The sequence below is a fragment of the Micromonospora sp. NPDC048947 genome (assembly GCF_040649495.1).
Taxonomy (GTDB): Bacteria; Actinomycetota; Actinomycetes; order Mycobacteriales; family Micromonosporaceae; genus Micromonospora; species Micromonospora alfalfae.
This window is the reverse complement of record NZ_JBEZFO010000005.1, coordinates 18,334-44,370: the sequence shown is the minus strand read 5'-3', so window position 1 is coordinate 44,370 and position 26,037 is coordinate 18,334. Positions and strand designations below refer to the sequence as shown.

Annotated in this window: 24 protein-coding genes; 7 read left to right on the top strand and 17 right to left on the bottom strand. The window is 71.5% G+C overall.

Annotation, left to right across the window (positions count from 1 at the left end; translation table 11 throughout):
- Positions 1 to 100: 100 nt before the first annotated feature.
- Positions 101 to 697 (bottom strand): nicotinate-nucleotide adenylyltransferase, encoded by a 597-nt coding sequence (gene nadD, locus AB0B98_RS09355; RefSeq protein WP_030336528.1) that lies wholly within the window; start codon positions 695 to 697, stop codon positions 101 to 103.
- 368 nt (positions 698 to 1,065) lie between these two features.
- Between nadD and AB0B98_RS09350 the strand changes: the two genes are divergently transcribed.
- Together AB0B98_RS09350 and AB0B98_RS09345 are read left to right on the top strand one after the other, a co-directional pair.
- On the top strand, positions 1,066 to 1,809 hold the full coding sequence (locus tag AB0B98_RS09350; protein ID WP_357361710.1) for a PadR family transcriptional regulator: 744 nt from the start codon (positions 1,066 to 1,068) through the stop codon (positions 1,807 to 1,809).
- A gap of 158 nt (positions 1,810 to 1,967) precedes the next feature.
- Entirely contained in the window at positions 1,968 to 3,173 is a 1,206-nt protein-coding gene (locus AB0B98_RS09345; protein ID WP_357361709.1) for an FAD-dependent monooxygenase, read from the top strand.
- Between the two features lie 78 nt (positions 3,174 to 3,251).
- On the opposite strand, the gene pepN is transcribed toward AB0B98_RS09345, so the two are convergent.
- Positions 3,252 to 5,768 carry an aminopeptidase N gene (pepN, locus tag AB0B98_RS09340; RefSeq protein ID WP_357361708.1) on the bottom strand — a complete coding sequence of 839 codons (2,517 nt, stop codon included), beginning with the start codon at positions 5,766 to 5,768 and terminating at the stop codon, positions 3,252 to 3,254.
- Between the two features lie 69 nt (positions 5,769 to 5,837).
- On the opposite strand from pepN, the gene AB0B98_RS09335 reads away from it, so the two are divergent.
- On the top strand, positions 5,838 to 6,056 hold the full coding sequence (locus tag AB0B98_RS09335) for a DUF397 domain-containing protein (RefSeq protein ID WP_124817462.1): 219 nt from the start codon (positions 5,838 to 5,840) through the stop codon (positions 6,054 to 6,056).
- Between the two features lie 120 nt (positions 6,057 to 6,176).
- Here AB0B98_RS09335 and AB0B98_RS09330 read toward each other — a convergent pair whose 3' ends face one another.
- Positions 6,177 to 6,566, bottom strand: a complete 390-nt coding sequence (locus tag AB0B98_RS09330) for a hypothetical protein (protein ID WP_357361707.1) — start codon at positions 6,564 to 6,566, stop codon at positions 6,177 to 6,179.
- Between the two features lie 217 nt (positions 6,567 to 6,783).
- On the opposite strand from AB0B98_RS09330, the gene AB0B98_RS09325 reads away from it, so the two are divergent.
- Positions 6,784 to 8,031 (top strand): cytochrome P450, encoded by a 1,248-nt coding sequence (locus tag AB0B98_RS09325; RefSeq protein WP_357361706.1) that lies wholly within the window; start codon positions 6,784 to 6,786, stop codon positions 8,029 to 8,031.
- Positions 8,032 to 8,103: 72 nt separating this feature from the next.
- Positions 8,104 to 9,087: a glycosyltransferase gene (locus tag AB0B98_RS09320; RefSeq protein ID WP_357361705.1), complete on the top strand. Its 984-nt coding sequence runs from the start codon at positions 8,104 to 8,106 to the stop codon at positions 9,085 to 9,087.
- Between the two features lie 105 nt (positions 9,088 to 9,192).
- On the opposite strand, the gene AB0B98_RS09315 is transcribed toward AB0B98_RS09320, so the two are convergent.
- Genes AB0B98_RS09315 through AB0B98_RS09305 form a run of 3 tightly spaced genes read right to left on the bottom strand, consistent with a single transcriptional unit; the run spans position 9,193 to position 11,175 of the window.
- Complete coding sequence (locus AB0B98_RS09315) at positions 9,193 to 9,810, bottom strand: DUF3618 domain-containing protein (protein ID WP_357361704.1); 618 nt, start codon at positions 9,808 to 9,810, stop codon at positions 9,193 to 9,195.
- Positions 9,807 to 10,274, bottom strand: a complete 468-nt coding sequence (locus tag AB0B98_RS09310) for a phage holin family protein (RefSeq protein ID WP_357361703.1) — start codon at positions 10,272 to 10,274, stop codon at positions 9,807 to 9,809. The genes AB0B98_RS09315 and AB0B98_RS09310 overlap by 4 nt, the downstream gene beginning before the upstream one ends.
- A 31-nt stretch (positions 10,275 to 10,305) precedes the next feature.
- Positions 10,306 to 11,175 (bottom strand): hypothetical protein, encoded by an 870-nt coding sequence (locus AB0B98_RS09305; protein ID WP_357361702.1) that lies wholly within the window; start codon positions 11,173 to 11,175, stop codon positions 10,306 to 10,308.
- 229 nt (positions 11,176 to 11,404) lie between these two features.
- Between AB0B98_RS09305 and AB0B98_RS09300 the strand changes: the two genes are divergently transcribed.
- Both AB0B98_RS09300 and AB0B98_RS09295 read left to right on the top strand, forming a co-directional pair.
- Positions 11,405 to 11,905: a DUF4383 domain-containing protein gene (locus AB0B98_RS09300; RefSeq protein ID WP_357361701.1), complete on the top strand. Its 501-nt coding sequence runs from the start codon at positions 11,405 to 11,407 to the stop codon at positions 11,903 to 11,905.
- A gap of 56 nt (positions 11,906 to 11,961) precedes the next feature.
- Positions 11,962 to 12,621 (top strand): DUF6766 family protein, encoded by a 660-nt coding sequence (locus AB0B98_RS09295; RefSeq protein ID WP_357361700.1) that lies wholly within the window; start codon positions 11,962 to 11,964, stop codon positions 12,619 to 12,621.
- Between the two features lie 25 nt (positions 12,622 to 12,646).
- Here the strand turns inward: AB0B98_RS09295 and AB0B98_RS09290 are convergent, their stop codons facing one another.
- From AB0B98_RS09290 to AB0B98_RS09240, 11 genes are all read right to left on the bottom strand, one after another.
- The gene (locus AB0B98_RS09290) at positions 12,647 to 13,096 is read right to left on the bottom strand and encodes a GNAT family N-acetyltransferase (protein WP_357361699.1); all 450 of its coding nucleotides are present in this window, start codon (positions 13,094 to 13,096) and stop codon (positions 12,647 to 12,649) included.
- Between the two features lie 70 nt (positions 13,097 to 13,166).
- A complete protein-coding gene (gene obgE / locus AB0B98_RS09285) occupies positions 13,167 to 14,633 on the bottom strand; it encodes a GTPase ObgE (protein WP_357280345.1) in 1,467 nt (488 codons plus the stop codon).
- Positions 14,634 to 14,728: 95 nt separating this feature from the next.
- Complete coding sequence (gene rpmA / locus AB0B98_RS09280) at positions 14,729 to 14,983, bottom strand: 50S ribosomal protein L27 (protein ID WP_007464062.1); 255 nt, start codon at positions 14,981 to 14,983, stop codon at positions 14,729 to 14,731.
- A gap of 11 nt (positions 14,984 to 14,994) precedes the next feature.
- On the bottom strand, positions 14,995 to 15,309 hold the full coding sequence (gene rplU / locus AB0B98_RS09275; protein WP_007464063.1) for a 50S ribosomal protein L21: 315 nt from the start codon (positions 15,307 to 15,309) through the stop codon (positions 14,995 to 14,997).
- A gap of 166 nt (positions 15,310 to 15,475) precedes the next feature.
- On the bottom strand, positions 15,476 to 15,958 hold the full coding sequence (locus tag AB0B98_RS09270; RefSeq protein WP_357361698.1) for a hypothetical protein: 483 nt from the start codon (positions 15,956 to 15,958) through the stop codon (positions 15,476 to 15,478).
- A 116-nt stretch (positions 15,959 to 16,074) separates the two neighbouring features.
- Positions 16,075 to 19,197: an Rne/Rng family ribonuclease gene (locus tag AB0B98_RS09265; protein ID WP_357361697.1), complete on the bottom strand. Its 3,123-nt coding sequence runs from the start codon at positions 19,195 to 19,197 to the stop codon at positions 16,075 to 16,077.
- 131 nt (positions 19,198 to 19,328) lie between these two features.
- On the bottom strand, positions 19,329 to 20,141 hold the full coding sequence (locus AB0B98_RS09260) for a TIGR03936 family radical SAM-associated protein (protein ID WP_274526189.1): 813 nt from the start codon (positions 20,139 to 20,141) through the stop codon (positions 19,329 to 19,331).
- 160 nt (positions 20,142 to 20,301) lie between these two features.
- Positions 20,302 to 21,729 carry a type VII secretion-associated serine protease mycosin gene (gene mycP / locus AB0B98_RS09255; RefSeq protein ID WP_357361696.1) on the bottom strand — a complete coding sequence of 476 codons (1,428 nt, stop codon included), beginning with the start codon at positions 21,727 to 21,729 and terminating at the stop codon, positions 20,302 to 20,304.
- A gap of 10 nt (positions 21,730 to 21,739) precedes the next feature.
- Positions 21,740 to 23,221, bottom strand: a complete 1,482-nt coding sequence (locus AB0B98_RS09250; protein WP_357361695.1) for a hypothetical protein — start codon at positions 23,219 to 23,221, stop codon at positions 21,740 to 21,742.
- Between the two features lie 10 nt (positions 23,222 to 23,231).
- Positions 23,232 to 23,672, bottom strand: a complete 441-nt coding sequence (locus AB0B98_RS09245) for a hypothetical protein (protein ID WP_238670879.1) — start codon at positions 23,670 to 23,672, stop codon at positions 23,232 to 23,234.
- Between the two features lie 263 nt (positions 23,673 to 23,935).
- A complete protein-coding gene (locus AB0B98_RS09240; RefSeq protein WP_357280317.1) occupies positions 23,936 to 25,990 on the bottom strand; it encodes a TIGR03960 family B12-binding radical SAM protein in 2,055 nt (684 codons plus the stop codon).
- Between the last annotated feature and the right edge of the window lie 47 nt (positions 25,991 to 26,037).

Genomic DNA, 26,037 nt, shown 5'->3' with positions numbered 1-26,037 from the left:
CGATCAGGCGTGCGATCCTCCAAGCGTCTCATACCCGCCGGCACTCCGATCGTCCAGTTCTGGTCGGTTAACGCCACGAACCTGGGCATAACGGGTGCACTCAGCGCTGATAGAGGCTCCGCTTGGCGATGTACTGCACCACACCGTCCGGCACCAGGTACCAGACCGGCTCGCCTCGGGCGACCCGAGCGCGACAATCGGTCGACGAGATGGACATCGCGGGCACCTGAATCAGGCTGACGGTGTCCGCCGGGAGGTGCTTGTCGCTCAGCGGGAAACCGGGCCGGGTCACGCCGATGAAATGGGCCAACTCGAAGATCTCGTCCAGGTCCTTCCAGGACAGGATGCGCTGCAGGGCGTCCGCGCCGGTGATGAAGAACAACTGCACCTTCGGGCCGTACTCGGCCTGAAGGTCACGCAGCGTGTCGACGGTGTAGGTCGGCCCACTACGGTCGATGTCGACCCGGCTGACCTGGAAGCGAGGGTTGGAGGCGGTGGCGATCACGGTCATCAGGTACCGGTCCTCGGCCGGGCTGACCGGCTCGTCAGCCTTCTGCCACGGCTGACCGGTGGGGACGAAGACCACCTCGTCCAGGCCGAACCGGTCCGCCACCTCGCTGGCCGCGACGAGGTGCCCGTGGTGGATCGGGTCGAAGGTGCCACCCATGATCCCGATCCGCCGGATATCTTCCTCCACCCAGTGATCGTAGGCCGAGCGTCGTGGCCGACCGTCCCGGCCCGGCACCGCCGTCCGTCACCCCACTCCGGCCCGACTGTCCAGCGAGCCGCGACCACCCCAACGCCCCACCGTGGTCGGCTCGCAGCGGCACGGCGATCAACTCGACTGCCAGGCCGCGATCAACTCGACTTCCTGAAAGTCGGCCCATCCGGGACACCCGGACACCGCGAGTTCATGAAACCCGAGTCGATCAAGCGAGGGGCACCGCACGCAGGGCACCGCACGCAGGGCACCGCACGCAGGGCACCCCACGCGGGGGTCGCCACATTCCGCACGTCGGCGTATATTCGTCGACGAGTAACCGTTGACGAGCGAGGGGGGTCATCGTGCCGAAGCGGCGCAAGGTCGGCAACCTGCTGGCGCTGGCCGTGCTGTCCGCCCTGGTCCAGCGGCCGATGCACCCGTACGAGATCGCCACCGCACTGCGCGCCTGGGGCAAGGACCAGGACATGGAGTTCAAGTGGGGGTCCTTCTACACGGTGATCGGCAACCTGGACAAACACCACCTCATCGAGGCAGTGGAGAACGTGCGCGAGGGCCGACGCCCGGAACGCACCGTCTACCGGATCACCGACGCGGGGCGGGCGGAGCTGGTCGACTGGGCCCGCGAGCTGGTCTCCACCCCGATGGCGGAGCATCCCCGTTTCCGGGCCGGGTTGTCGGTGCTCGCCGCGCTGCACCCCGACGAGGCCACCGGCCTGCTGCGGCAACGACTCCACCTGCTGGAGACAGCGATCCGCCAGGACCGCGAGACGCTCGACGCGCACCTGCGGGAGATCCCCCGGCTGTTCCTGGTGGAGTCGGAGTACGACCTCGCCATCCGGGACGCGGAGGCCGCCTGGCTGCGGGCACTGCTCGCGGAGCTGACCTCGGGGAGCTACCCCGGGCTGGACACCTGGCGGGCCTTCCACGAGACCGGCGAGATGCCTGCCGAACTGACCGAGTTGGCCGCGAGAGGCAGCACCCCGAAGGCCAGCTCCGACACCCCGACCACCGACAGCCCGGAGGCCCACCCCGACAGCGCCGAACGCCCCGACAGCTTCAGCCGGAGAGCCGACACCACCGGCTGACGAGCGGCCCCGGCGAGGTGCGCCAACACCTCACCGGGGCCCTGACCCCGAACTGACGCCTGGGAAGGCACCCGGCCCGAAGCGGCAACCACGAGGATAACCGGGCTCCCTCCCAGGTCCGCGCGCCCGCGCACGGACGACCACACCAGGGAGAGAGCATGACCACGGTACGAACGGCCATCGTCATCGGCGGTGGCATCGCCGGGCCGGTGACAGCGCTCGCGCTGCGCCGCGCCGGCATCACCGCAACCGTCTACGAGGCGTACCCGACCACGGCCAGCGGCATCGGCGGAACCCTCGCCCTCGCGCCCAACGGCATGGCGGCTCTGCGTACGGTCGGCGCGCACGAGGCGGTGACGGCGATCGCCACACCGATCGGCAGCAGCGCTCTGGCCGTCGGCCGGCGCCGCATCGCCATGCCCACGCTGACCGGGGTGCCGCCGCTGCACGTGGTGCACCGGGCCGAGCTGTACCAGGTGCTGCACGACCAGGCATTCGCCGAGGGCGTGCCGTTCGCGTACGGCAAGCGGCTGGTCGACGCCGAGCAGACCGGCGACGGCGTGATCGCACGCTTCGAGGACGGCAGCACCGCGACCGCCGACATCCTCGTCGGCGCGGACGGGATCCGCTCCACGGTCCGGGGTCTCATCGACCCGGCCGCGCCCGGTCCCCGGTTCACCGGGCTGCTCGGCTTCGAGGCGGTCGCCCGGCACGAGGTGGACGCCGAACCGGGCACCATGACGTTCGCGTTCGGCCGACGCGGCTACTACCTGTACTGGCCGGAGCCCGGCGGCGGCACCCGATGGGGGGCCAACCTGCCGCAGCAGCGGCCGATGAGCCTCGTCGAGGCCCGGGCGGTGCCGTCGGAGCAGTGGCTGGACACGCTGCGCGCCACCTACGGCGACGACGATCCGGGCCGGGAGTTGGTGGCGACCAGCAACGCCGACGACCTCCAGGTGGTCGGGTCGTTGCAGATCATGCCGCCGGTGCCGCACTGGCATCGGGGCCGGATGGTGCTGGTCGGCGACGCGGCACACGCGCCGTCGAACAGTTCGGGGCAGGGCGCGTCGTTGGCCATCGAGAGCGGCGTGCAACTCGCCCGCTGCCTGCGCGACCTGCCGGACGTCGAGGGGGCGTTCGCCGCGTACGTGCGGCTGCGTCGTAGCCGGGTGGAGAAGGTCGCCGCCCGCGCGGCCCGGATCAACCACGCGAAGGCCCCCGGTGCTGTCGCGCGGACGCTGATGCCGTTGCTGATGCCGCTGATGGTGCGCACGGTGCTGGACCCGGAGAAGACCGTTGCCGACGAGCAGCGCTACGTCATCGACTGGGACGCGCCGGTCACGGCGGAGCCCGCCCTGCGCTGAGCGGTGGCTGCGGGGTGGCCGGCCGGCCACCCCGCAGCGGCCAGCCACCCCGCGTCGGCAGGCCGCGCCGCTCAGAGCTCAGGCCGAGGCGGCGGCCACCGCCGTCCGGGCGACCAACGCGCGACGCAGGTCGTCGTCGGCGTCGGTCACCACCCGACGTAGGCCGGGGGTCAGGTCGTCGCGGGCCAGCAACGCCGCGGCCGCCTCCCGGGTGGGCTGCGCCACGGCGTAGCGGGGGAACGCCAGGGCGGCCACCCGCTCGGCCGTCCAGGGGGTACGCCGGTGCGCGGCGGCCGGCATCTCCGCGAAGTACCGATCGACGTACGCGGCGGTCAGGTCGGCCTGCTCGGGTTGCCAGAACCCCTCGGTGATCGCCTCCAGCAGCCGACCGGACAGCTCGGTGCCCCGCACGATGATCTCCCAGGTCGCCTGCTTCGTCGCCGGGTCGGGCACTGCCGCCCGGCAGTAGGCGGCCTGTTCAGCGCCCGTGGAGCTGTTGTCGGCGTCGGCCTCGATGGCGATCTCCGCCTCGCCGGCGGCGCCCAGTACCACCAGGCGACGCAGCACCGCCCAGCGCAGCTCCGCGTCGACAGTCAGACCGGCCGGCACGTCCCGGCCGGCGAGCCAACCGACGAGCAGATCCGCGTCGGTGGTCGCGGCGATCCAACCCCGTGCGGCGGCGAGCTGCAACGACTCCCCGGCCGGTGCGCCGTCGAGCAGCCGCTGGCACGTCCCCGCGACCCTGGCCAGCGCCGTGGAGCGGGTCAGGGGGTCGAGGTAGCGGTCGACCAGGGACCGGCTGAGCGTCAGCACATCCTCCGCGATGATCACCTCGGTCTCGGCGGGCAGCGCGGCGGCCATCAGGTCGACAAGGCCGGTGACTGGCCGCTCGCCGTCGGTCGTCGCGTCCAGTGCCTCGCGCCAGAGCACCGCCCGGGCCAGCGGGTCGGTCAGAGCAGGCAGCACCTGCGGGACGGCGTCCGCCGACGCCGGGTCGAGGCGCACCTTCGCGAAGGTGAGGTCACCGTCGTTGAGCAGCAACAACCGGGCCGCCGGCTCGCCGGTCAACGCACCGAGAACGGTGCGACCTCCGTCGGCGTTCGGATCGATGTCCGCCTCGTCGCGCCGCCCGGTGCCGTCCAGCGAGTAGCGGCCCACGCCGATCCGGTGTGGGCGCAGCACCGGGTGCGACTCGGGCGCGGTCTGCACCACTGCGACCTCGCTGTAGCGACCGTCCGCGTCCACTGCGACCTCGGCACGCAGCGTGTTGACCTGCGGGCGGCGCAACCACAGCTCGGCCCAGTCGGACAGGTCCCTCCCGCTGCTGGCGGAGAGGCTGCCCAGCAGGTCGGCGAGGGTGGCGTTGCCGAAGCGGTGTGCGGCGAAGTGCGCGTTCAGGCCGGCGAGGAATGCCTCGTCGCCGAGCCACGCGACAAGCTGCCGCAGCACACTGGCGCCCTTGGCGTACGAGATGCCGTCGAAGTTGAGCAGGCCCGCCTCGGCGTCGACGACCTCCTGCGGGGCGATCGGGTGGGTGGAGGGCCGCTGATCGGCGGCGTAGCCCCAGGCCTTGCGCCGCATGGCGAAGGTGGTCCAGGCCTGATCGAAGCGGGTCGCCTCGGCGGTGACCCGGGTGCCGAGGTACTCGGCGAAGGACTCGTTCAACCACAGGTCGTCCCACCAGCGCATGGTGACCAGGTCACCGAACCACATGTGGGCCATCTCGTGGGCGATGGTGCCGGCCCGCTGCCCGCGCTGGGTGTCGGTGACCGCCGAACGGAACACGTAGTCGTCGCGGAAGGTGACAAGGCCCGGGTTCTCCATCGCGCCGCTGTTGAACTCGGGCACGAACGCCTGGTCGTACTTGCCGAACGGGTAGCGTTCGGTGAAGAGCTGGTGGAACCGGTCCAGGCACTGCCGGGTGATGGTGAAGATCTCGTCGGCGTCGGCGTCCAGGTGCTCGGCGAGCGACCGGCGGCAGTAGATGCCCAGCGGTATGCCGTCGTGCTCGGCCCGCCGGACGTGGTACGGCCCGGCGATCAGCGAGAAGAAGTACGTGGCCAGGGGCTCGCTCGGGGCGAACTCCCAGCGCCCGGGGGCCGGGTTGGCGGCCAGCTCGGCGTTGCCGGCGACGATCCACTGCGGCGGCGCGGTGACCGAGAGGGTGATCGGGGCCTTGAGGTCGGGCTGGTCGAAGGCGGCGAAGATGCGCGGCGCGTTGTCGAGGAAGGACTCGGCGTAGAGGTACGTCTCGCCGTCGGCCGGGTCGACGAAGCGGTGCATCCCCTCCCCCGTCTTGGAGTAGGCCATCTCGGCCTCGACGATGAGCGTGTTCTCCTCGGCCAGGTCGTCGAGCGGCAGCCGGTTGTCGATGAGCAGACCGGGGTCCAGGTCGCTGTCGTTGAGGCGTACACCGCGCAGTTTGGCGGGCTTGACCTCGGCGAAGGTGGCGGCGCCGGCGGTGGCCCGGAATCGGATCTCGACGCGGGAGCGGAACACGTCGCCGTCACCGGTCAGGTCGAGGTCCACCTGATAGGACTCGACAGTAATCGCCGCGCCACGCGCGGTCGCCTCTACACGGGTCAGGCTCGGCATCCGCTTATCCTGCCCGATGGGGATCGGCACCCGGTCACCACACGACCCTCGGCACTGGAGGAAAGAACCATGGCGCAGCACCCCAAGGGCGACTTCGACCTCTCTCGGGCGGTCTGGCAGCGGGCCGAGGGGGACACCTCCGACAGCGCCGTCGAGGTCGCCTTCGTCGACGACCTGATCGGGATGCGCAACTCGGCCGAGCCGAACGGGCCGGTGCTGGTCTTCACCCAGGCCGAGTGGGACGCCTTCGTGGCCGGCGCGCAGGACGGCGAATTCGACCTGGACTGACAGTGCCCGCCGACCCGTCGGTGGTGGATCGCCGTGCCGGTGCCCGAGGTCGGGACACCGGCACCGCCACGCCGACGGGTTGGCCTGCGCACTCCCGGATCGGCCAACCGGGGCCGGTCGTCAACCATCGCCGTCGCCCCAGCCGAGGCCACCCGGGCCCGGGGCGTGGTGGAAACCCGGATGGTCGGCCACGTCGACGCAGCGTTCGCCGTCCGGGCCGACCGCGCCGCAGAACAGTCGCTCGGCCCGCTGCCAGGCGTCCGCCGGTGACAGGGCCGCCGCACCGAGTGCCACCTCCGAGCGGAGCAGGCTCAGCGCCTCCGCGTACGCCACGGCCAGCTCGCGCGCCTCGGCCGGGCCGGGCGCGGTAAAGCCCAGGTGCACTGTGAAGAACCGGTGCGGACGAGTGGGCCGCCGCGGCGGCCCGATCAGTGACCGCCCGTCGCGGCCTGCGCCCAGTGCCCCGGCCGCTCGCCGCTGCCGCCAGTGCGGCGATCTGTTGTCGCGCATTCGCCCTCCCCGTGCTCGTCCCACTCGGGCGTGTTTCGGAAGTGTCGGTCGAGCCGAGCCGGAGTCCAGGCCGACCAGCACTTCCGAAACACGCCCTAGCAGCAAACCAGGTTCCGCCGCCCCTGGGAGGGGCCAGCCGGGCGGGGTTCAGCGGCGAGGACGGGGGTAAGCGCAGCGGCAAACAGCCACCAGCCGCACCTGCGCGTGAGGAGACCCGATGGCGACAATGCCGGCGGACCGCAGCCCGGACAGCACCTTCGCGCTGCTCCGCGCGGGTTACCGGTTCATCGGCGAGCGCTGCGAGCGGTACGGCAGCGACGTCTTCAAGACCCGGATCCTGCTCGCCCCGACCATCTGCCTGCGCGGCCGGCCGGCGGCGGAGCTGTTCTACGACAACGACCGCTTCCAACGCGCCACAGCGATGCCGCTGCGTGTGCAGCGAACCCTGACCGGGCGGGGCGGGGTGCAGGGGCTGGACGGGCCCGAGCACTCCGACCGCAAGGCCATGTTCATGTCGATCATGACACCGTCGGCGATCCAGCGACTGGGTCAGCTCTTCGACGACGAGTGGCGGACCCGGGTTGCCGCCTGGGAGAGCGCCGGCCCGGTGTCGCTCTACGACGAGCTGGGCCGAATGCTGACCCGGGTGGTCTTCGCCTGGGCCGGGGTGCCGCTGCCCGCGTCGCAGGTAGAGCGCCGCGCCGTCGAGCTGCACGCCATGATCGAGGCGCCGGCCGTGCTGGGCCCCCGGCACTGGCGGGGACGGCTGGCCCGGTACCGCGCCGAACGCTGGCTCGCCGACCTCATCGAACGGACCCGGGTCGGTTTCGCCCCGGCGCCGACCGGTAGCGCCCTGGCGGTGATCGCCGAACACCGGGACGGGCGCGGCAACCTTCTCCCCCGGCGGATCGCGGCGGTGGAACTGCTCAACGTGCTACGCCCGGTGGTCGCCGTCGACCAGTACATGACCTTCGCCGCGGTCGCCCTGCACGACCATCCGGCCTGGCGGGACCGGGTCCGTGACGACGACCAGGCCACCGAGCAGTTCGTCCAGGAAGTACGCCGCTACTATCCGTTCTTTCCGATCGCGGCAGCCCGGGTCCGGCGGTCCTTCGACTGGCAGGGCCACCACTTTCCGCGCGGCCGGCGGGTGCTGCTCGACCTCTACGGCACCAACCACCACCCGAGGCTATGGCCGCAACCGGAGCTGTTTCGCCCGGAGCGGTTCGCCGGCCGCCAAGTCGACTCGTTCGCGCTGATCCCGCAGGGCGGCGGCGACCACTGGGCCGGGCACCGCTGCGCCGGTGAGTGGATCACCATCGACCTGGTGAAGCGGGCGGTCACCAACCTCGTCACCACCATGCGCTACGACGTTCCCGTCCAGAACCTGGCCCTGGATCTGCACCGGATGCCCGCGCTGCCGCCTCTCGGGCTGACCCTCACCAACGTCCGCCACACCGCCTGAGCGGCGATGATCGTGCGTGGTCGAGGTGACGAAGCGACACGGTCGGTCGAAGCCCCGCCGACGCGCCTACCGATGACGTACGTGCTGCCGCTGCGCTGGCACACCGACACCGGCCTGGCCGAGCTGACCGACTACCTGCGCTGGCTCGGTCACCGGGTAGAGGTGCTCGTGGTCGACGGCTCCCCTCTGCCCCTGTTCGCCCGGCACGCCGAGGCGTGGCGAGGGCTGGTCCGGCACCTTTCACCGAATCCGGGCGAGCGTGGGCTCAACGGCAAGGTGTTGGGCGTACACACCGGCGTCCGCGCGGCCGGCCACGAGGACGTGGTGATCGCCGACGACGACGTCCGGTACGACGAGTCCGCCCTGCGCGCGGTACACCGGCTGCTGGACCGGGCCGACCTGGTAAGGCCGCAGAACTACTTCGACCCGCTGCCCTGGCACGCCTGGTGGGACACCGGCCGCACGCTGCTCAACCGGGCGCTCGGGGCGGACTACCCGGGCACCCTCGCCGTGCGGCGCAGCACCTTCCTCGCGATGGGCGGGTACGACCCGGACGTGCTCTTCGAGAACCTGGAGCTGATCCGCACGGTGCGCGGGTACGGCGGCACCGAGGCCGCCCCGCCCTGGCTGTACGTCCGCCGGCTGCCTCCGGACGCCGCGCACTTCCGCGGTCAACGGGTCCGTCAGGCGTACGACGATCTGGCTCAACCGGCCCGCCTGCTGGCCGTGCTCGCGGTGTTGCCGGCACTGGCGGCGGCCGTCGCGTCGCGCCGGCCCAGGCTGGTGCTCGGCGCGGTGGCCGGGGTCGTCGCCCTGGCCGAGGCGGGTCGCCGCCGCGCCGGTGGCACCCGGGTGTTCCCGCCGGCCACGGCGCTGGCGGCCCCACTCTGGCTGCTGGAACGCGGTGTGTGCGGCTGGCTGGCGATCAGCCAGCGTCTCCTGCTGGGCGGTGTCCGCTACGGCGACACCCGAATCCGCCGAGCCGCCAACCCCGCCCCGCGCAACCCACGGCTCCCCGCGATCTTGCACTTCCGGTTGGGACAAAACCGTCGGTAGACCCACGAAACTCCGGCCGAAACCGCAAGATCGGCGCTGACCTCAACGCGACAGCTCGCGGACACCCCGGAGGGTGACCGCGAGCTGTCGTGCTGTTGGGGTGGGTCAGGGGGTTGCGTGGTCCTTGACGTGGTGGGCGGCGGACTTCGTGTCGTCCTTGACCGCGTGCACGGCGTCCTGAGCGGTGGACTTCACCGACTCGGCGGCCTGCTGGGCCGGCTCGCGCAGCTCGCTGGCCACCTCGCCCAGCTTCTCCTTCACGGCCCCGCTGTGCTCGCTGACCTTGGCCTTCACCTGGCTGGCGGCCTGCTGCTCGCGGCGGGAGGCCGGGATCAGCGACGAGGCCAGCCAGCCGACCCCGAACGCGATCAGGCCGGCGGCGAGAGGGTTGCCCTGGGACTTCTGCCGGATCACCCGCGGCGCGCTGTGCGCGGCGTCGCTGACAGTGGCCGCCGCCGAGTGCGCGGCGTCGCTGACGCTGGAGGCCGCCGACGAGGCGCGGTCACCCACCGAGTGGGCGGCCTGGCCGGTGCCGTGGCCGAGGTCAGACGCGGTTCCCATGACCTTGTCCCTCACATTCTGCAGAGCGGAGCGGGCCCGCTGCTTGCGGTCGTCGACGATGCGGCTGGGGCTGACCTTGTACGCCAGCGCATCCACATCGGAGCTGAGGCTGTTACGGGTGGCTTCGATCTCGCGGCGGATCTGATCGGGATCGGTGCTCATCGGGTGACTCCCTCCGGGTGCGGCTTGAGCGCGTCGGGGATCCGCTGCACGCTGTCGTTGGTCTGCTTGAGCCCGCGTACGTGCTGGGCGTTCTTCTTGGCCATCGAGTAGAGGACCGCGGCGACCACGGCCCAGATCACGGCCACGATCAGCGCGGCCAGGCCGGAGTCCATGACGTTGTCCAGGAACTGCCAGACGGCGATGGACACGAAGAGGGCCACCATGTAGCCGCCGAAGCCGGCACCGCCGAAGAGGCCCGCGGCCTTGCCGGCCTTCTTGCCCTCCTGCCGGATCTCGGCCTTGGCCAGCTCGACCTCCTGACGCATCAGCGTCGACAGGTCGGTGGTGACCTGACGCATCAGGTCACCCAGCGAGCTGCTCCTCACCTCCGACGCGGTGTGCGGGGCACCCGCGTCGGGGTGGTAACCGGAGTCCAGTCCGGACCCCTGCGTCGGCATGCTCATGCCGTCGCCTCCCTTCGGATGACTCGGCGGCTCACGGGCGAGGGCTGCCGCTGGACGGCACGCCCGGCAGCGGGTCGGTCTGGGTCACCGGCGGCAGCGGCTGGCCGGTGCCGGAGTGCTCCGGGTAGTCGCCCCGGCCGGGCTCGACGGAGCCGCCGGGCGCCGGGTCGGCGTAGGTACCGGGCGCCGGGTCGGCGTAGGTACCGGGCGCCGGGTCGGCGTAGCCACCGGACGTCGGCGGGGTGTGCGTGCCGGGGGTCGGGTCGAGGTAGCCGCCCGGCGGGACGGCGTCCGGCACCGCGCGGGGCGCCGGCGGCGGCGTCGGGATCACGGCGGTCTGCTCCGGGTCGTACGCCCCCGCGCCCCGGAAGGTCGAGGAACCGTTGCCGGAGTCGTCGCCAGCGGCCGAGATGCCACGGGTCAGCCGGCCGGCCAGCACACCGAGCACCGCAGCGCCGACCAGGAAGGTGCCCGGGTTACGCCGCGCATAGTCGCGTACCTCGGTGACCAGGTCGCCGGGCTCACGCTGCTCAAGCCAGCCGGCGACACCCTGCACCCGGTCGGCTGCCTGGCGGGCCAGCTCGGTCACCGGGCCGGCCTGGCCACCCTGCTCGGCCATCGAGCGCATCTCGTCGGCCAGCGAACGCAGCCCACCGGCGGCTCGGCGCTGCTGCTCACCGGTCTGGCTGGCGAGCTGGCTGCGGGCCTCGCCGTACAGGTTGCGGGCCTGCCGGGCCGCCTCACGGCCGACCTCGGTGCCCTGCTCCTTGGCGGTCTGGGCGACCGCGCCACCGGCCTGCGCGGCCTCCGACCCGACCTGGCGCGCCTGGTCGCGGACGCCACCGCCGTTGGTCGACTGCTGCCCGTACGTGGAAGACGTAGGTGAAAGATCGTAAGTCATGATTTCCCTTCCGCTCAGAAAGTCGTAGCGGTTGTGCTGGGGGGATGCGGCGCGTTGCCGCGGCCGCTGACCATTCACCTACCCTGCGTTCTGGCTTCCATACCTCTTCGTGCATTTATCTGCGCGGCCCACCGGTTGGTCTTCAAAATGGAGGATCGTCGGGCTGCGTCACGTCGCCGCTGCGGACAGTGAGGTTCGCGAGGCCGGCAGATCCACGGAGGGGGCAGCGATGGCACGAGGCGCACGAGGCGCACGAGGCGGCCGAGCGGCCGGTCCCCGACCCCGGGTCCAGCTGGCCGCGCTGGTCGTGGCCGGGGTCTTCCTGCTGATCGGCGTCCTCGGCTTCATCCCCGGCATCACCACCGACTACGGCGAGCTGCGCTTCGCCGGGCACCACTCGGATGCCCGCCTGCTCGGGCTGTTCCAGGTGTCGATCCTGCACAACGCGGTGCACCTGCTCTTCGGGCTGGCCGGCCTGGTGCTGGCCCGCAGCGTCGCCGGCGCCCGCGTCTTCCTGGCCGCCGGTGGCGCGGTCTACCTCGCTCTGTGGCTGTACGGCCTGGGGATCGAGGCGGTCAACCCGGAGGGCGGGGCGAACATCCTGCCGGTCAACGACGCCGACAACTGGCTGCACCTCGCGCTCGGCTTCGGGATGCTCGCGCTCGGGCTGCTGCTGTCGAACCAGGCCGGCACCGGCGGACGCCTGGACGACCCCGCCAACCGGCACTGACCTGGGTTTCGTGGTCGCGCCCGCAGGGGTAATCGATCCGCGAAGGAGGTGTGATCATGCCTCGTTGGCTGCGTGACAACGCCCTGGCCATCGCCATGCTGGGGGCGTTCCTGGTCTTCCTGGTGTTGCAGAGCGTCTTCGGTTGGCAGGCCCACAATGAGGAGCTGACCGAGTTCGGGGCCGCGCCGCTGAGCTGGCCGGCGTACCTGACCACTGGTCACTTCGCCGAGGCGGTCTTCGAGAACTGGGAGTCGGAGTTCCTCCAGATGGGCGGGTACGTGCTGCTCACCGCGTACCTGGTGCAGCGGGGCTCGGCCGAGTCGAAGCCGGTGGACCAGACCGACCGGCCGGAGGACGACGAGCGCCGGGCGACCGCGCAGTCACCCTTGCCGGTGCGCGTCGGGGGCCTGCCGCTGGTGATCTACCGCAACAGCCTCTCCCTCGCGCTGCTGCTGATCTTCGCCGGTTCGTTCGTCGGTCACCTGCTCGGCGGCACCGCCGCGTACAACCAGGAGCAGGCGCTGCAGAGCGGCGCGCCGCCGATCGGGGCGTGGGAGTTCCTCCGCACCAGCGACTTCTGGTTCCAGTCGATGCAGAACTGGCAGAGCGAGTTCCTCGCGGTCGGCGCGCTGATCCTGCTGAGCATCGTGCTGCGCCAGCACGCCTCGCCGGAGTCGAAGCCGGTGACCGTCGCGCACGCCAGCACCGGCGCCTGAGACGGGGGCGCGACGCCGCCGACCGTCAGGCCGCGACCGGCAACCGCTTGGCGAAACAGACGCTGTACGGGTTGCCCACGTACTCGCCGTAGACCGGGACCTGCTGGTAGCCGCACGAGGTGTACAGCGCGATCGCGGCCGGCAGGTAGGTGCCCGTCTCCAGACACACCACCGAGTGCCCCTGCCGGAACGCGCACTCCTCCAGCGCGGCGAGCAACTGACGAGCGATCCCCCGCCCCCGGTACGCGGGCCGGACGTACATCCGCTTGACCTCGCCGGTCTCGGTATCGATCGCCTGGAGCCCACCACACGCGACCGCCCGGCCGTTCACCACCACCGCCAGGTAGCGGACGTCGTCATGGGGAACGAAGACCTGCCCGTCCAACCCACCATCGGCCTCGCGCAGCTCACGCTGCTGCGCGATGACCATGGCGGCGATCTCCGGGTCGGTGCCGGGCCGGGACTCGATCAGCATCACCCCACGCTAGGACGCGTGGATTTCGGGAAGGTTTCCGGAAATCAACCCCACCACGGAGCGCAACGGACTACTCGGCGTCGTCCTCGTCGTCGATGTCGTCGTCGGACGCGTCCGCGCCCAGATCGTCGGCCGAACGCACCCGGCGAGCCTTCCGGGCGGCGAGCCGATCCGCGGCGGAGGCCCGGTTCGACTTCTCCTCCAGGCGGACATCGGTGCCCCGGTTGCCGGGTACGAAGTCCACACCGGCGAAGAGGGTCGGCTGCCAGTCGAACTCGCGCACGCCGATCCGGACCAGGTCACCGGGCTGCGCGCCGGCCTTGGCCAGCTTGTCCTCCACCCCGAGCCGGGCCAGCCGGTCAGCCAGGTAGCCGACCGCCTCGTCGTTGTCGAAGTTGGTCTGCTTGACCCAGCGCTCCGGCCGCACACCGCGCACCGTGAACGAGCCGTCCGCCTCGGCAGTGATGGTGAAACCGTCGTCGTCCACGGCGATCGGGCGGATGACGATCCGGGTCGGCTCGGCGGGCGGGGCGGCCTTACGCTCCGCGTCGACAAGCTCGGCCATCGCGTAGGTCAGCTCCTTGAGCCCTTCCCGGGTGGCCGCGGAGACCTCGAACACCTGGTAACCGCGCTCCTCCAGGTCGGGGCGCACGATCTCGGCGAGGTCCCGGCCGTCCGGCACGTCTACCTTGTTGACGGCGACCAGCCGTGGGCGGTCGGCCAGACCGCCGTACTGGCTCAGCTCGGCCTCGATGGCGTCGATGTCGGCCACCGGGTCACGGCCGGGCTCCAGGGTCGCCGAGTCGATGACGTGCACCAGCACCGCGCAGCGCTCGATGTGCCGCAGGAACTCCAGGCCCAGACCCTTGCCGGTGGCCGCGCCGGGGATCAGGCCCGGCACGTCCGCCACGGTGAAGGTGTGGTTGTCCATCCGGACCACGCCGAGGTTGGGCACCAGGGTGGTGAACGGGTAGTCGGCGATCTTCGGCTTCGCGGCGGAGATCACCGAGATCAGCGACGACTTGCCGGCGGACGGGAAGCCCACCAGGCCCACATCGGCGACGCTCTTCAGCTCCAGCACGATGTCCAGTTGGTCGCCGGGCTCCCCCAGCTCGGCAAAGCCGGGCGCCTTGCGCTTGGCGTTGGCCAGCGAGGCGTTGCCCCGCCCGCCGCGCCCACCGCGGGCGACCTCGAAGGTGGTGCCGGCGCCGACCATGTCGGCCAGCACTGTGCCATCGGAGGTCTGCACCACCGTGCCGTTGGGCACCTTGAGCACCAGGTTGCGGCCGTTGGCCCCGTCCCGGTTCGAGCCAGCGCCGCCCTTGCCGTTGTCGGCCTTGACGTGCGGGTGGAAGTGGAAGTCGAGCAGCGTGGTCACCTGCGGGTCGACCACCAGGGACACGCTGCCCCCGTGCCCACCGTTGCCGCCGTCCGGTCCACCGAAGGGCTTGAACTTCTCGCGGTGGATCGAGACACAACCGTGCCCGCCATCGCCGGCCTGCAGATGCAGAACGACCCGGTCAACGAACGTTGCCACGGCGTCAATCCTTCCAGCGAGGTCCAACCTCGCACTTCGCGAAAAAGGCTAAGCGGGCCGGGACCCGGAGGTCCACGGCCCGCTTAGCCCGAGAACTACTGCTGCGGAACGATGCTGACGGTCTTGCGACCGCGCTTGGTGCCGAACAGGACCGCACCGGCGGACAGCGCGAACAGCGTGTCGTCGCCGCCACGGCCGACCAGGTCACCGGGGTGGAACTTGGTGCCACGCTGCCGGATGATGATCTCACCGGCGCTGACGACCTGACCACCGAAGCGCTTCACGCCGAGTCGCTGGGCCGCGGAGTCACGACCGTTACGCGAGCTGGACGCACCCTTTTTGTGAGCCATTGGAGGACGACCTACTTCCCGCTGGAGATGCCGGTCACCTTGACCTGGGTCAACGGCTGGCGGTGACCCTGGCGCTTGTGGTAGCCAGTCTTGTTCTTGAACTTGTGGATCCGGATCTTCGGGCCCTTGGTGTGCGCGGCGATTTCGCCGGACACCGCGACCTCGGCAAGCTTCGCCGCGTCGGTCACCAGGTCGTCACCGTCGACGAGGAGCACCGCGGTGAGCTTCACCGCGTCACCGGGAGCACCGGTGAGCTTCTCGACCTCGATCACGTCGCCCTCGGCGACCTTGTACTGCTTGCCGCCGGTCTTGACGATCGCGTACATCGGAGGCGGACTCCCTGTCGTTGAGGCTGCTGGCGGTCGTTCCCGCAGCGGCTCGCCGGGTAGCAGTGCACGGCGGCGCGGGCACACGGGAACTCGGCACACCAAAGGTGGGCCGCAGGCAAGAGTACGCCATCGCCGGCCCGGACCCCAAACCGGCCCGCCCTGGTCAGCGCGCGCAGAGCTGGTCGAGGCGCTGCTGGAGCCGGTCGAGTTCGGTCTCGTCGATCGACTCGACGTCGGCACCGAGCGCGGAAACCTCGGTGCCGAGGTCGGTGAGCAGCGTCTTGAGCTGCGGATCGCCGGTCCGCTCCGACTGCTCCCGCAGTACGGCCCGCCAGCCCGCCAGCGCCGCCTCGGCCCGTCCCCGGGCGGCCTCGGCCGTGCGGCTGTCCCCGGCGCCCACCGCCGCGAGCATCTGACCCAGCTCAGCCACGTACGTCCGAACGGCAGTGGTGCTGGCCTCCTGCGCGGCGGCGCAGACCTGGGTGGCGTCGCCGCCCGCCACACCGCCGCTGGCCGGCATGCCGGTCGGGCCAGCAGGGGTGCCGGCGGCCGCCGAGCCAGCGCCCTCGCCGGTCCCACCGGTGGAGCAGCCCGCCGCGACGGAGAGCATGGCGAGCAGCGCGGTGACCGCGAGCAGACGGCGCATCTTCTTCTCCTGACCTGGGACAGCCGATCGAGGACCGGGTGGCCACAACGGCGAGGTCCCTCCCCCGTCACTTTGCCGGGAGAGGGACCTCGTCAAACACGTGGCCGGTCAGGCGCTCAGGGGCGGGTCCGCCGACGGGTGCCACCACGACGCGACCGGCGACGACCGCCACCGCCCTCGGTGGTTTCCTCGTCGCCCTCACCGTCAGCGAGCGCGTCCGGGTCGTCCGCCGCGGCCAGCCGAGCCGACTCACCCTGCTGAGCATCGGAGATCGCCGGCGCGGCGGCGGTGTCCGACTCGTAGCGGGACAGGTCGTAGCCCATGGTGTCCTGGTAGTCGGCGCCCGGCTCGGCAGTGGTGTCGGTGTCGACGACCTCGACCGCGGTCCGCTCGGCCGCGGCCGGAGCGTTCTTGCGCGCCCGGCGGCGGGACGAGGTGGCGCCCTGCTCGGCCGCCGGAGCGGGAGTCACCGCTGAGGCGACCGCCTTGACCTTCTCCCCCGCACCGGCGGGACGCGGCTTCTCCGGCACCGGCTCGGTGTGGATGATGACGCCCCGGCCCTTGCAGCACTCGCAGGTCTCGCTGAACGCCTCCAGCAGGCCCGCGCCGATCCGCTTACGGGTCATCTGCACCAGGCCGAGCGACGTGATCTCGGTGACCTGGTGCTTGGTGCGGTCCCGGCCCAGGCACTCAGTGAGTCGGCGCAGCACCAGCTCACGGTTCGACTCCAGCACCATGTCGATGAAGTCGATCACCACGATGCCGCCGATGTCCCGCAGCCGGAGCTGACGGACGATCTCCTCCGCCGCCTCCAGGTTGTTGCGGGTGACGGTCTCCTCCAGGTTGCCCCCGGAGCCGGTGTACTTGCCGGTGTTGACGTCGACGACAGTCATCGCCTCGGTGCGGTCGATCACCAGCGAGCCGCCGGAGGGCAGGAAGACCTTCCGGTCCAGGCCCTTGATGATCTGCTCGTCGATCCGGTACTCGGCGAAGACGTCGCTCGTGCCGACGTGCCGGCGCACCCGGTCGACCAGGTCCGGGGAGACGTGCGACAGGTACGACTCGACCATGTCGTACGACTGCTCGCCCTCGATCACCAGCTCGCGGAAGTCCTCGTTGAACAGGTCCCGGACCACCCGGATGACCAGGTCGGGCTCCCCGTAGAGCAGCACCGGAGCGCCACCCTCGGCGGCCTTGGCCTGGATGTCCTCCCACTGCGCCTGGAGCCGCTTGACGTCGCGGGCCAACTCGTCCTCGGTGGCGCCCTCGGCGGCCGTCCGGACGATCACGCCCGCGCCGTCCGGGACCAGCTTCTTGAGCACGTCGCGCAGCCGCTTGCGCTCGTTGTCCGGCAGCTTGCGGCTGATCCCGGAGGCGTTGCCGTTGGGCACGTAGACCAGGTGCCGACCCGAGAGCGCGATGTGGCTGGTCAGCCGTGCGCCCTTGTGCCCGATCGGGTCCTTGGTGACCTGGACCAGCACCGAGTCGCCGGAGCGCAGCGCCTGCTCGATCGAGCGGGCCCGCCCCTCCAGCCCGGAGGTGTCCCAGTTGACCTCACCGGCGTACAGCACGGCATTACGGCCCCGACCGACGTCGACGAACGCGGCCTCCATGCTCGGCAGCACGTTCTGCACCTTGCCGAGGTACACGTTGCCGGCCATCGTCCCGGAGGAGTTGCGGGTCACGTAGTGCTCGACCAGCACGCCGTCCTCCAGGACGGCGATCTGGGTGCGGTCACCGCGCTGGCGGACCGCCATCACCCGGTCGACGGCCTCCCGGCGCGCCAGGAACTCCGACTCGCTGAGGATCGGCGGGCGGGTACGGCGCTGCTCCCGACCGTCCCGGCGACGCTGGCGCTTGGCCTCCAGCCGGGTCGAGCCGGACACACCCTGCACCTCGTCGACGGTCCGGCGCGGCTCGCGGATCTTCACCACTGTCGGCACGCCGTCGTCCGCCGCGCCCTCGGTGTCACCGGCGCCACGACGGCGACGGCGGCGACGACGACGGGTCAGGCCGTCCCCGCCCTCGGACTCCTCGTCCTCGTCGCCCTCGGCCTCGGCCTCGGCGGTCTCTTCCTCGTCGGCCTGCGCCGCCTCCTCGGACTCCTCGTCCTCGGCGTCGTCGGCCCCGCCCTTGCCCCGGCCCCGGCCCCGGCGACCACGTCGGCGGCGGCGGCGCGCGGCGGCGCTGTCCTCGTCGTCCTCATCCGCCTCGGCGGCCTCGTCGGCCTCCTCGGTCGGCTCCTCTTCGGCCTCGATGGCCTCGATCGGCTCCACCGGCTCGACCTCGCGGCGACCACGCCGACGGCGTCGGGACGGCTCGGCGGCTTCCTCGACGGCCGGCTCCTCGGTCGCCGCGGCGGGCTCCACCGGTCGGGTCACCGGCACGGCGTCCGGCTGGGGTGCCATGAACAGCACTGTGGGCGCGGAGAGAGCAGCGCGCCGACGACGGGTACGCGGCTGCTCCGGCTCGATCTCGGCCGGCTCGTTCGGCTCATCCGTCACACCGGAGACGGCCACACCAGGTGGCACCTCGCCGGAGCGCTCCTGCGCACCGCTACTCCAGGCCAGCTCGGCGGCGGACGTGCTCGGGAGGGCCGGGGAGTCGTTCAACTCGGCCTCGGCCTCGCGCAGGTCGGACTCCGCCGGCGCCTCGGCGACGTCCGGCTCCTCGACGACCGGCTCCTCGACCGCTGGCGACTCGTCGACGGCGGTCGGCTGTTCGGTGGCGGGCGGCTCCTCGACGGCAGCCGGTGTGGCCTTCTTGCGCCGGGTACGGGTCACCTTGACCGGCGGCACCACCTCGGCCGAGGCCGCCTCCGCAGAGGCGGCGACCAGCGGCTCCTCGGCGGTCGTCTCGACGGGGGTGGCCTTGCGGCGGCGCCGGGGAGTCTTCGGTGCGACGTCCAGGTCGCCGGAGACCGGGGCGAAGACCTCCGCCTGCGGCGACTCGACGTTGCCGGCGCCACCGGTGGGCGCCTCGATCGGGGCGTCGGTCTGCTCCGGCTGGTTGAGCGGGGCGGCCCGACGACGGGTCGCCCGGGTGCGCCGCGCTGGCGCGGCCGGTTCGGCGGCCTCAGCGGGAGCGCTCTCCGCGTCGGCCGGTTCCACCGAGGCCGAACCGACGGCCGTGGTGGAGGTCTCGACGGCGGCACCGTCGGCCGTGGTGCTCTGGTCGGCGGTTGCACCGGCCGGCTGTGAACCGGTCCGTTCGCCGCCCTCGGGCTCGTTCTCGAGCATGGACGTTCTCCAGTTCTGGCTAGCCCGGGCGCGGGTGAGCGCTGCCACGCAGGGTCGCCGCAAAAGTGTTTCCGCCGGGCGCGCGTGGTGCGCGACCGCCGAAGTCTGCCTGCCAGAACACCGACCGTCGGTCAGTGCCCAACGATGGCTGCCCCGTCGCGGTCCGCATCCAACGGATCCACGATCGCACCCTGCGCGGTCAACGTGCCCTGAGCCAGCCGTGTCACCCTCGGCGAAACCGGCGGCTCCAGGTCGGCCACCACGCGGAGGCCGGAAAGGACGTCATCGGGCCGTACGGACGGGGTGACCTGCCGCACGACCAGTTCGAGTATCGCACACGGTACGGCCGGCGCCCCGGAAGGCGTCGGCGTAGGCAGTTGGACATCGATCGATATCACGGCGGCTCGGGCGTCGAAAGTGCGTCGACCCTGCTTGGTCATCCGCTCGACCAGCACCTCCTCGGCCGCCACGAAGGCGTCCACCGCAGCGCGCAGCACCGCCGTGTCGACCTCAGGCAACTCGATGTGCCAGTGCGACGCCTCGATCCGGTCCGGCAGGTTGCCCCCTTCGGCGATCACGGCGTCTAGGACGTCCAGCCCCGGCGAGAGCGCGGCGTCCAACGCGGCGCGCAAGGCCGCCGGGTCGACGGCCGCCTGAAGGGCGATTTCCAGGTACTCCGCCTCGCTCGCCACCCCGGTGGGCGCGGCGCTGGCGTAGGAGATCTTCGGGTGCGGGTGGAAACCCTGGGAGAAGGCGACCGGCACGGCGGCCCGGCGTAGCGCGCGCTCGAACGCCCGGGCGAAGTCCCGGTGCGAGGTGAATCGCAGCGGTCCACGCTTGGCGTACCGGATGCGGACGCGCTGGACGACCGGTGCCTGGCCGCCCTCGGGTTGAGGCTTTCTGGCGATCGTGGGCTCCTCGGGTGTACCTGCGTGTCCGCCCATCCTGGCGCAGGGCTCGTGACGGTACGCAGCCGGGGCGGGGCGATTGGCCCGACAGACGGGTGCAAAATGGTCGTACGGGTCGTGACCACCGGCCGGAGAAGCCCGATGGCCGGCTGGTGACCCGCAAGAGTCACCAGCCGGCCACCACGATCAGGACCGGTTACCGCTCCTGCGGCGGGGCGGGCGGCGGGCCGCCCGGCGGGCCGTAACCGGGAGGCGGTGCGTAACCGGGAGGCGGGCCGTAGCCGGAGGGCGGGCCCTGGCCGGGGGGCGGAGCGGCATACCCGGCGGATGGGGCGTACCCGGGGGCTGGCGGGTAGCCGGACGTCGGGGCGTAACCCGCGCCCGGCGACGGGTAGGCACCAGAGAGCGCCTGGTCCAACGCCTCGTCCGGGATGTCGGCGGCCCGGGCCGCCTCCCGCCGGTACCGCCGGCGGTTCCAGATGAGGAACACCGCCAGCCCCAACAGCAACACCAGCACCACGGCGATCCCGATGCCCACCACCATGACCTGCTGGTCGGTCGGGCCACCGCGATCGCCGTGCTGGGTGACGTCGAACTCCTCGTCCGGACCCGCGGCACGGGCAGTCGAGCCCGGGTCGACCGGCGCCGCGGCCGGGTCGAGCAGCGGGTTGGCGGTGACCGCCGGCACGTTCGCGGTCAGCGCCTTCATCGGGTCGATCACTCCGAAGCCGTACTGCGGATCGCGGCCGGACGGGCCCGCGTCCCGCACGGTCCGGATGATCCGGTTGATCACGCTCGGAGCATTGAGATCCGGATACTTCGACCGGATCAGCGCGGCCAGACCGGAGACGATCGCACCGGAGTCGGAGGTGCCGTCACCCCAGCCGTAGCCACCCTCGTTCGTGACGTTGTAGACGCTGTCGCCGGGAGCGGCGACCACCGCCTCCGGCCCCTGGACGGAGCCGGACCAGAACGCTCCGCCCCTTGTCGTCCCGGTCACCGCGACGACACCGGGGGTGTTGGCTGGGGTTCCGACCGCGACGTGGCCCTTGGCGGTGTTACCGGCGGAGGCGACCACCACGACGTCACGGTCCAACGCGTACTTGATCGCGTCCCGCTCCACCGGCTTGGCGAGGCCCGGGCCACTAATGGAAATGTTGATCACCTTGGCGCCGCCGTCGACGGCCATCCGGATGCCCCGGGCGATCCCCTCGCCCTTGTAGACCCCGTCGTCCTTGCGCATCTTGATGGGCAGGATCTTCACACCGGGGGCGATGCCGACCACCCCGTCGCCGCTGGATTTCGCCGCGATGATGCCGGCTATGTGCGTGCCGTGTCCGTCGTCGTCGGACCGGCCGTCGCCGGAGGTGCCGTAGCTACGACCACCGGCAAGCACCTGACCGCGCAGGTCCGGATGGCTGGCCTCGACGCCACTGTCGAGCACGGCCACGACCACGCCCCGCCCGGTCGAGATCTTGTGCACCTGGTCGATCCGGAACTCGTCCAGATACCACTGCTCGGCCCGCCGGGGCGCGGCTGCCGCCGGTTGAGCGGCCCCCACCACCAGGAGCCCCGCCAGCAGGCAGGCGGTCACAGACCGGAGGCTTCCGACGTTCACCCTCATCCGTCCATCCTCATCGAAGGACACCCGGAGACGCCCCGTCACCAGGACCCCACGGATCGTCATCCTCAGTCAACCACGACGAGTGCTCGGAGCCGGTACCACCGCCGTGCCCGGCGCCGCCCGCGCCGCCCATCATGCCGCCGCCCATCATTCCGGCGCCGCCGACGCCCGCACCACGCGCGCCGCCCGCCATCCCGGCGCCGCCGGCGGCCTGGGCGGTGCGCAAGGCGTTCGCCGCGCTCGTCATCGGCGGCAGCTTTCCGTTGCCGCCACCCACCATGCCGGGGATACCGCCCACGCCGATCCCGGCACCGCCGCCCAGGCCACCGCCGGCACCGATCCCACCGGCCGAGCCGACGCCGGCACCGCCTCCGAACCCACCGCCGGCGCCACCGAGACCGGCGCTGCCGACCCCGCCGCCGCCGATGCCACCACCCAAGCCACCGACGCCACCCGGGGTGGCGCCAGCCAGACCGCTGCTGTAGCCGGCATCGCCGTCCGGGTAACCCGGGTAGCTGGAGCCCGTCGACGGCGGTGTGAGCTGACCGGTGCCGCCGGTGGGCGAGCCATCGCCGATCCCACCGGGCTTGGTCGGGGAGAACGGGTCCACCGTGGACGTCGGACCGCCAGTGTCGCCGATGCCGGGCGGCCTGCTGCCGATCGTGGGGCCGCCACCACCGATGTCGGGCTTCCCGCCGAAGTCGCCACCACCGGTGTCGGGTCGCCCCGTTGGCGGAACCCGGGTGTCACGGGTGATGTCGTTGACCTCGGTTCCGGCATCCGGGCCGTTGACGGTGAGCTTGGGGCGCTCCGTGTAGACCGCCTGGGGCAGCGGGGCCATCGCGCTGTTCGCCGCGTTCTGATTGTCCCGGTACCAGTTGTCCAGGTGGGCTCCGGTGTCCCACCAGCCGCCCCGCTTCTGGTCACCGGCCTGGCCGTCGACCTTCATCGTCGCTTCCAGGTCGTCGGCCTTGTCACGGAACGCGCCGTCGGCGTACGAGCCGGGGTTGCTCTGGTAGTCCTTGCGCAGCGCGGCGAGGAACCCCGACGAACTCTCGCCGTCGCGGGCATCGTCGAGCTCGGTGCCGTTGGGCAGGCTCCACTCGTTGAACCCGAAGTCGTCCATCAGTGGGATCGGGATCGTGGAGACCGACTTGCGGATGTCGCCCTCGATCCGCGTCAACGCGCCACTGACGTTCGTCGCGTCGGTGATCAGATCCTCGATCTGCTTGCCGATCTTGCCCAGGTGCTCGCGGTAAGCGTCACCACCGCTGCCCTTCCAACCGGCGAGCATCCCGGGCAGACCGCCGACGTGCGGGCGTTCCTGGCCCGTCGCGATCGGGCCGACGAACGAGCGCCCGACGAGCGCGTCGCGCAGTTGTTGCAGGCCGCTGGAGAGGTTGCTCCAGCCCGCTCCGACCGATCCGACCGTTTCCGGGTCCGCGGAGAGCGTCACCTCGCGGACGCACCGCTCCCAGGTTCCTCCAGCCATGACGTCCCCCTCAGGCCGTGTACGGGTAGGTGGGTGCGCCGCTGGCGGTGGGCGGCGGCGCCGCCGACTCCAGCAGCCGCTCGATCTCCTTGCCGTTGGCGCCGTTGCGCGCCTCGGTGTCGCGGAACGCCTTGGCGATATCCTCGGTGCCCTCCTTCAGCGCGGCGAGCTTCTGGGAGAGCGTCGTGAGGTGCGCTTCCATGTTCGCCGTGGAGGTTTCCAGGGCCCGCCACTGCATGCGGGCGTCCTCGTACGCGCCGAACGGGGTGCCGTTAGGGACGGTCTGGGCGTTGTTGCTGTCGCCCTTCATCCGCTCCTTGATGCGTTCCATCTCGTACTTGATGGTGTCGTCGATGTACTGCCTGAGCCGCTCGACGTACGTGGCGGCGGCGTCAAGGTCCTCGACGCTGACTTGCAGATCGCCGATACTCGGCGGCGGGATGCTCCCCATGCGATTCCTCCCCCGTCCCCGACCCGCCGGGTCGGTCCATGTCAGACGCAGCGTATCGAGTCTGACCTAGTCGGGGCAGCCCCAGCCACCAGCACGTGGTACAGATGACGGCCGATATCACGGAAGGTCCGGTGTCCGGCCGCAGCGCGGCCGGGCACCCGGACAACGCCAACGGGCCCGCGAGACGCGGACCCGTTGGGTGACATGTCGGATGTGGAGGGTGGTGGGTCACCGCCAGCCGGCGCTGCCCGCGGGCAACCCGGTCAGGGGTGCGAGTGCGAGTGGCCCGACGGGACCTTCATGCCGTTGCCGCCCAGCGGGGTGAGCGGCAGCAGCTTCTTGCCGGTGGGGCCGATCTGGATCTCGGTGTCCATCGATGGGCAGACGCCGCAGTCGAAGCAGGGCGTCCACCGGCAGTCGTCCTGCTCGAACTCGCTGAACGAATCCTGCCAGTCCTGCCAGAGCCAGTCCTTGTCCAGGCCCGAGTCGAGGTGGTCCCAGGGCAGGACCTCCAGCTCGTCGCGCTGACGGGTGGTGTACCAGTCGAGGTCCACCCCGAAGGCGGGCAGCGTCTCGGCCGCCGCGTCCACCCAGCGCTGGTACGAGAAGTGCTCGCTCCACCCGTCGAACCGGCCGCCGTTCTCCCAGACCTTGCGGATGACCGAACCGACACGGCGGTCACCCCTGGAGAGCAGGCCTTCGATGAGCGACGGCTCGCCGTCGTGGTACCGGTAGCCGATGGCCCGACCCAGCGAGCGGTCCGCGTTGATGGCCTGCTTGAGGATCTTGAGCCGGTGGTCGATGACCTCCGGACGGTCCATCGCGGCCCACTGGAACGGGGTGTGCGGCTTCGGCACGAACCCGCCGATGGAGACCGTGCACCGGATGTCCTTGGAGCCGGTCGCGGCCCGGCCGGCCCGGATCACCTCGTGGGCCATCTCGGCGATCTCGAGGACGTCCTCGTCGGTCTCGGTGGGCAGGCCACACATGAAGTAGAGCTTCACCTGCCGCCAGCCGTTGGTGTACGCGGTGACGACGGTACGGATCAGGTCTTCCTTCGACACCATCTTGTTGATGACCTTGCGGATCCGCTCCGAACCGCCCTCCGGGGCGAAGGTCAGACCGGTGCGCCGCCCGTTGCGGGACAGCTCCTGCGCGAGGTCGATGTTGAAGGCGTCCACCCGGGTCGAGGGCAGCGACAGCGAGACGTTGGTGCCCTCGTACTGCTGGGCGAGGCCCGAGCACATGTCGCCGATCTCGGAGTGGTCCGCCGAGGAGAGCGACAGCAGGCCGACCTCGGAGAAGCCGGAGAACTCCAGGCCCTCGCGGACCATCTGCGCGACGGTGGTGATCGACCGTTCCCGCACCGGACGGGTGATCATCCCGGCCTGGCAGAACCGGCAACCCCGGGTGCAGCCCCGGAAGATCTCCACCGCGTACCGCTCGTGCACCGTCTCGGCCAGCGGAACGAGGGGCTTCTTCGGGTACGGCCAGGCGTCCAGGTCCATCGTCGTGCGCTTGTGCACCCGGAACGGCACGTCCGCCCGGTTCGGTACGACCCGCTGGATCCGGCCGTCCGGCAGGTAGTCGACGTCGTAGAAGCGCGGCACGTAGACGCTCTCGGTGCGGGCCAGCCGCAGCAGCAGCTCGTCGCGGCCGCCCGGGGAGCCCTCGGCCTTCCACTCCCGGACGATCGCGGTGATCTCCAGGACCGCCTCCTCGCCGTCGCCGAGCACAGCGGCGTCGATGAAGTCGGCGATCGGCTCCGGGTTGAACGCGGCGTGCCCACCGGCCACGATCACCGGGTCGGCGTCGGTGCGGTCGGCGGCCAGCATCGGAATGCCGGCCAGGTCGATCGCGGTGAGCATGTTCGTGTAACCCAGCTCGGTGGAGAAGGAGATGCCGAACACGTCGAACCCGCGCACCGCCCGGTGCGCGTCGACGGTGAACTGCGGCACGCCGTGCGTGCGCATCAGCGTCTCCAGGTCCGGCCAGACCGCGTACGTCCGCTCGGCGAGGGTGTCGGGCAGCTCGTTGAGCACCTCGTAGAGGATCTGCACGCCCTGGTTGGGCAGGCCCACCTCGTAGGCGTCGGGATACATCAGCGCCCAGCGCACGGTCGCCGCGTCCCACTCCTTCGTGACCGCACCCAACTCGCCGCCGACGTACTGGATGGGCTTGGAGATCTGGGGTAGCAGCGGCTCGAGCTGGGGCCAGACCGACGGCTCCAGGTCGCGGCGCGGCGTCTGACGGGCCGAGCTGGAGTCGTCGCGAGAGTTGGTCGCGGCCGCGCGCGGCGTCGTGGACGGGGCACTCATGATGCCCAAGGGTACGCGTTCGTCCGGCGGGGATCGCGCGCACGCCC

Bases quoted from the DNA above. Each gene is read 5' to 3' on its own strand.
- AB0B98_RS09250 (WP_357361695.1), bottom strand. From the start codon at position 23,221: ATGGCTGGAGGAACCTGGGAGCGGTGCGTCCGCGAGGTGACGCTCTCC.
- pepN (WP_357361708.1), bottom strand. From the start codon at position 5,768: ATGCCGAGCCTGACCCGTGTAGAGGCGACCGCGCGTGGCGCGGCGATT.
- AB0B98_RS09330 (WP_357361707.1), bottom strand. From the start codon at position 6,566: ATGCGCGACAACAGATCGCCGCACTGGCGGCAGCGGCGAGCGGCCGGG.
- AB0B98_RS09315 (WP_357361704.1), bottom strand. From the start codon at position 9,810: ATGAGCACCGATCCCGATCAGATCCGCCGCGAGATCGAAGCCACCCGT.
- AB0B98_RS09265 (WP_357361697.1), bottom strand. From the start codon at position 19,197: ATGCTCGAGAACGAGCCCGAGGGCGGCGAACGGACCGGTTCACAGCCG.
- rplU (WP_007464063.1), bottom strand. From the start codon at position 15,309: ATGTACGCGATCGTCAAGACCGGCGGCAAGCAGTACAAGGTCGCCGAG.
- AB0B98_RS09300 (WP_357361701.1), top strand. From the start codon at position 11,405: ATGGCACGAGGCGCACGAGGCGCACGAGGCGGCCGAGCGGCCGGTCCC.
- rpmA (WP_007464062.1), bottom strand. From the start codon at position 14,983: ATGGCTCACAAAAAGGGTGCGTCCAGCTCGCGTAACGGTCGTGACTCC.
- AB0B98_RS09270 (WP_357361698.1), bottom strand. From the start codon at position 15,958: ATGCGCCGTCTGCTCGCGGTCACCGCGCTGCTCGCCATGCTCTCCGTC.
- AB0B98_RS09320 (WP_357361705.1), top strand. From the start codon at position 8,104: ATGACGTACGTGCTGCCGCTGCGCTGGCACACCGACACCGGCCTGGCC.
- AB0B98_RS09305 (WP_357361702.1), bottom strand. From the start codon at position 11,175: ATGACTTACGATCTTTCACCTACGTCTTCCACGTACGGGCAGCAGTCG.
- AB0B98_RS09240 (WP_357280317.1), bottom strand. From the start codon at position 25,990: ATGAGTGCCCCGTCCACGACGCCGCGCGCGGCCGCGACCAACTCTCGC.
- mycP (WP_357361696.1), bottom strand. From the start codon at position 21,729: ATGAGGGTGAACGTCGGAAGCCTCCGGTCTGTGACCGCCTGCCTGCTG.
- AB0B98_RS09335 (WP_124817462.1), top strand. From the start codon at position 5,838: ATGGCGCAGCACCCCAAGGGCGACTTCGACCTCTCTCGGGCGGTCTGG.
- AB0B98_RS09290 (WP_357361699.1), bottom strand. From the start codon at position 13,096: ATGCTGATCGAGTCCCGGCCCGGCACCGACCCGGAGATCGCCGCCATG.
- AB0B98_RS09325 (WP_357361706.1), top strand. From the start codon at position 6,784: ATGGCGACAATGCCGGCGGACCGCAGCCCGGACAGCACCTTCGCGCTG.
- AB0B98_RS09295 (WP_357361700.1), top strand. From the start codon at position 11,962: ATGCCTCGTTGGCTGCGTGACAACGCCCTGGCCATCGCCATGCTGGGG.
- AB0B98_RS09345 (WP_357361709.1), top strand. From the start codon at position 1,968: ATGACCACGGTACGAACGGCCATCGTCATCGGCGGTGGCATCGCCGGG.
- AB0B98_RS09310 (WP_357361703.1), bottom strand. From the start codon at position 10,274: ATGAGCATGCCGACGCAGGGGTCCGGACTGGACTCCGGTTACCACCCC.
- AB0B98_RS09245 (WP_238670879.1), bottom strand. From the start codon at position 23,672: ATGGGGAGCATCCCGCCGCCGAGTATCGGCGATCTGCAAGTCAGCGTC.
- AB0B98_RS09260 (WP_274526189.1), bottom strand. From the start codon at position 20,141: ATGGGCGGACACGCAGGTACACCCGAGGAGCCCACGATCGCCAGAAAG.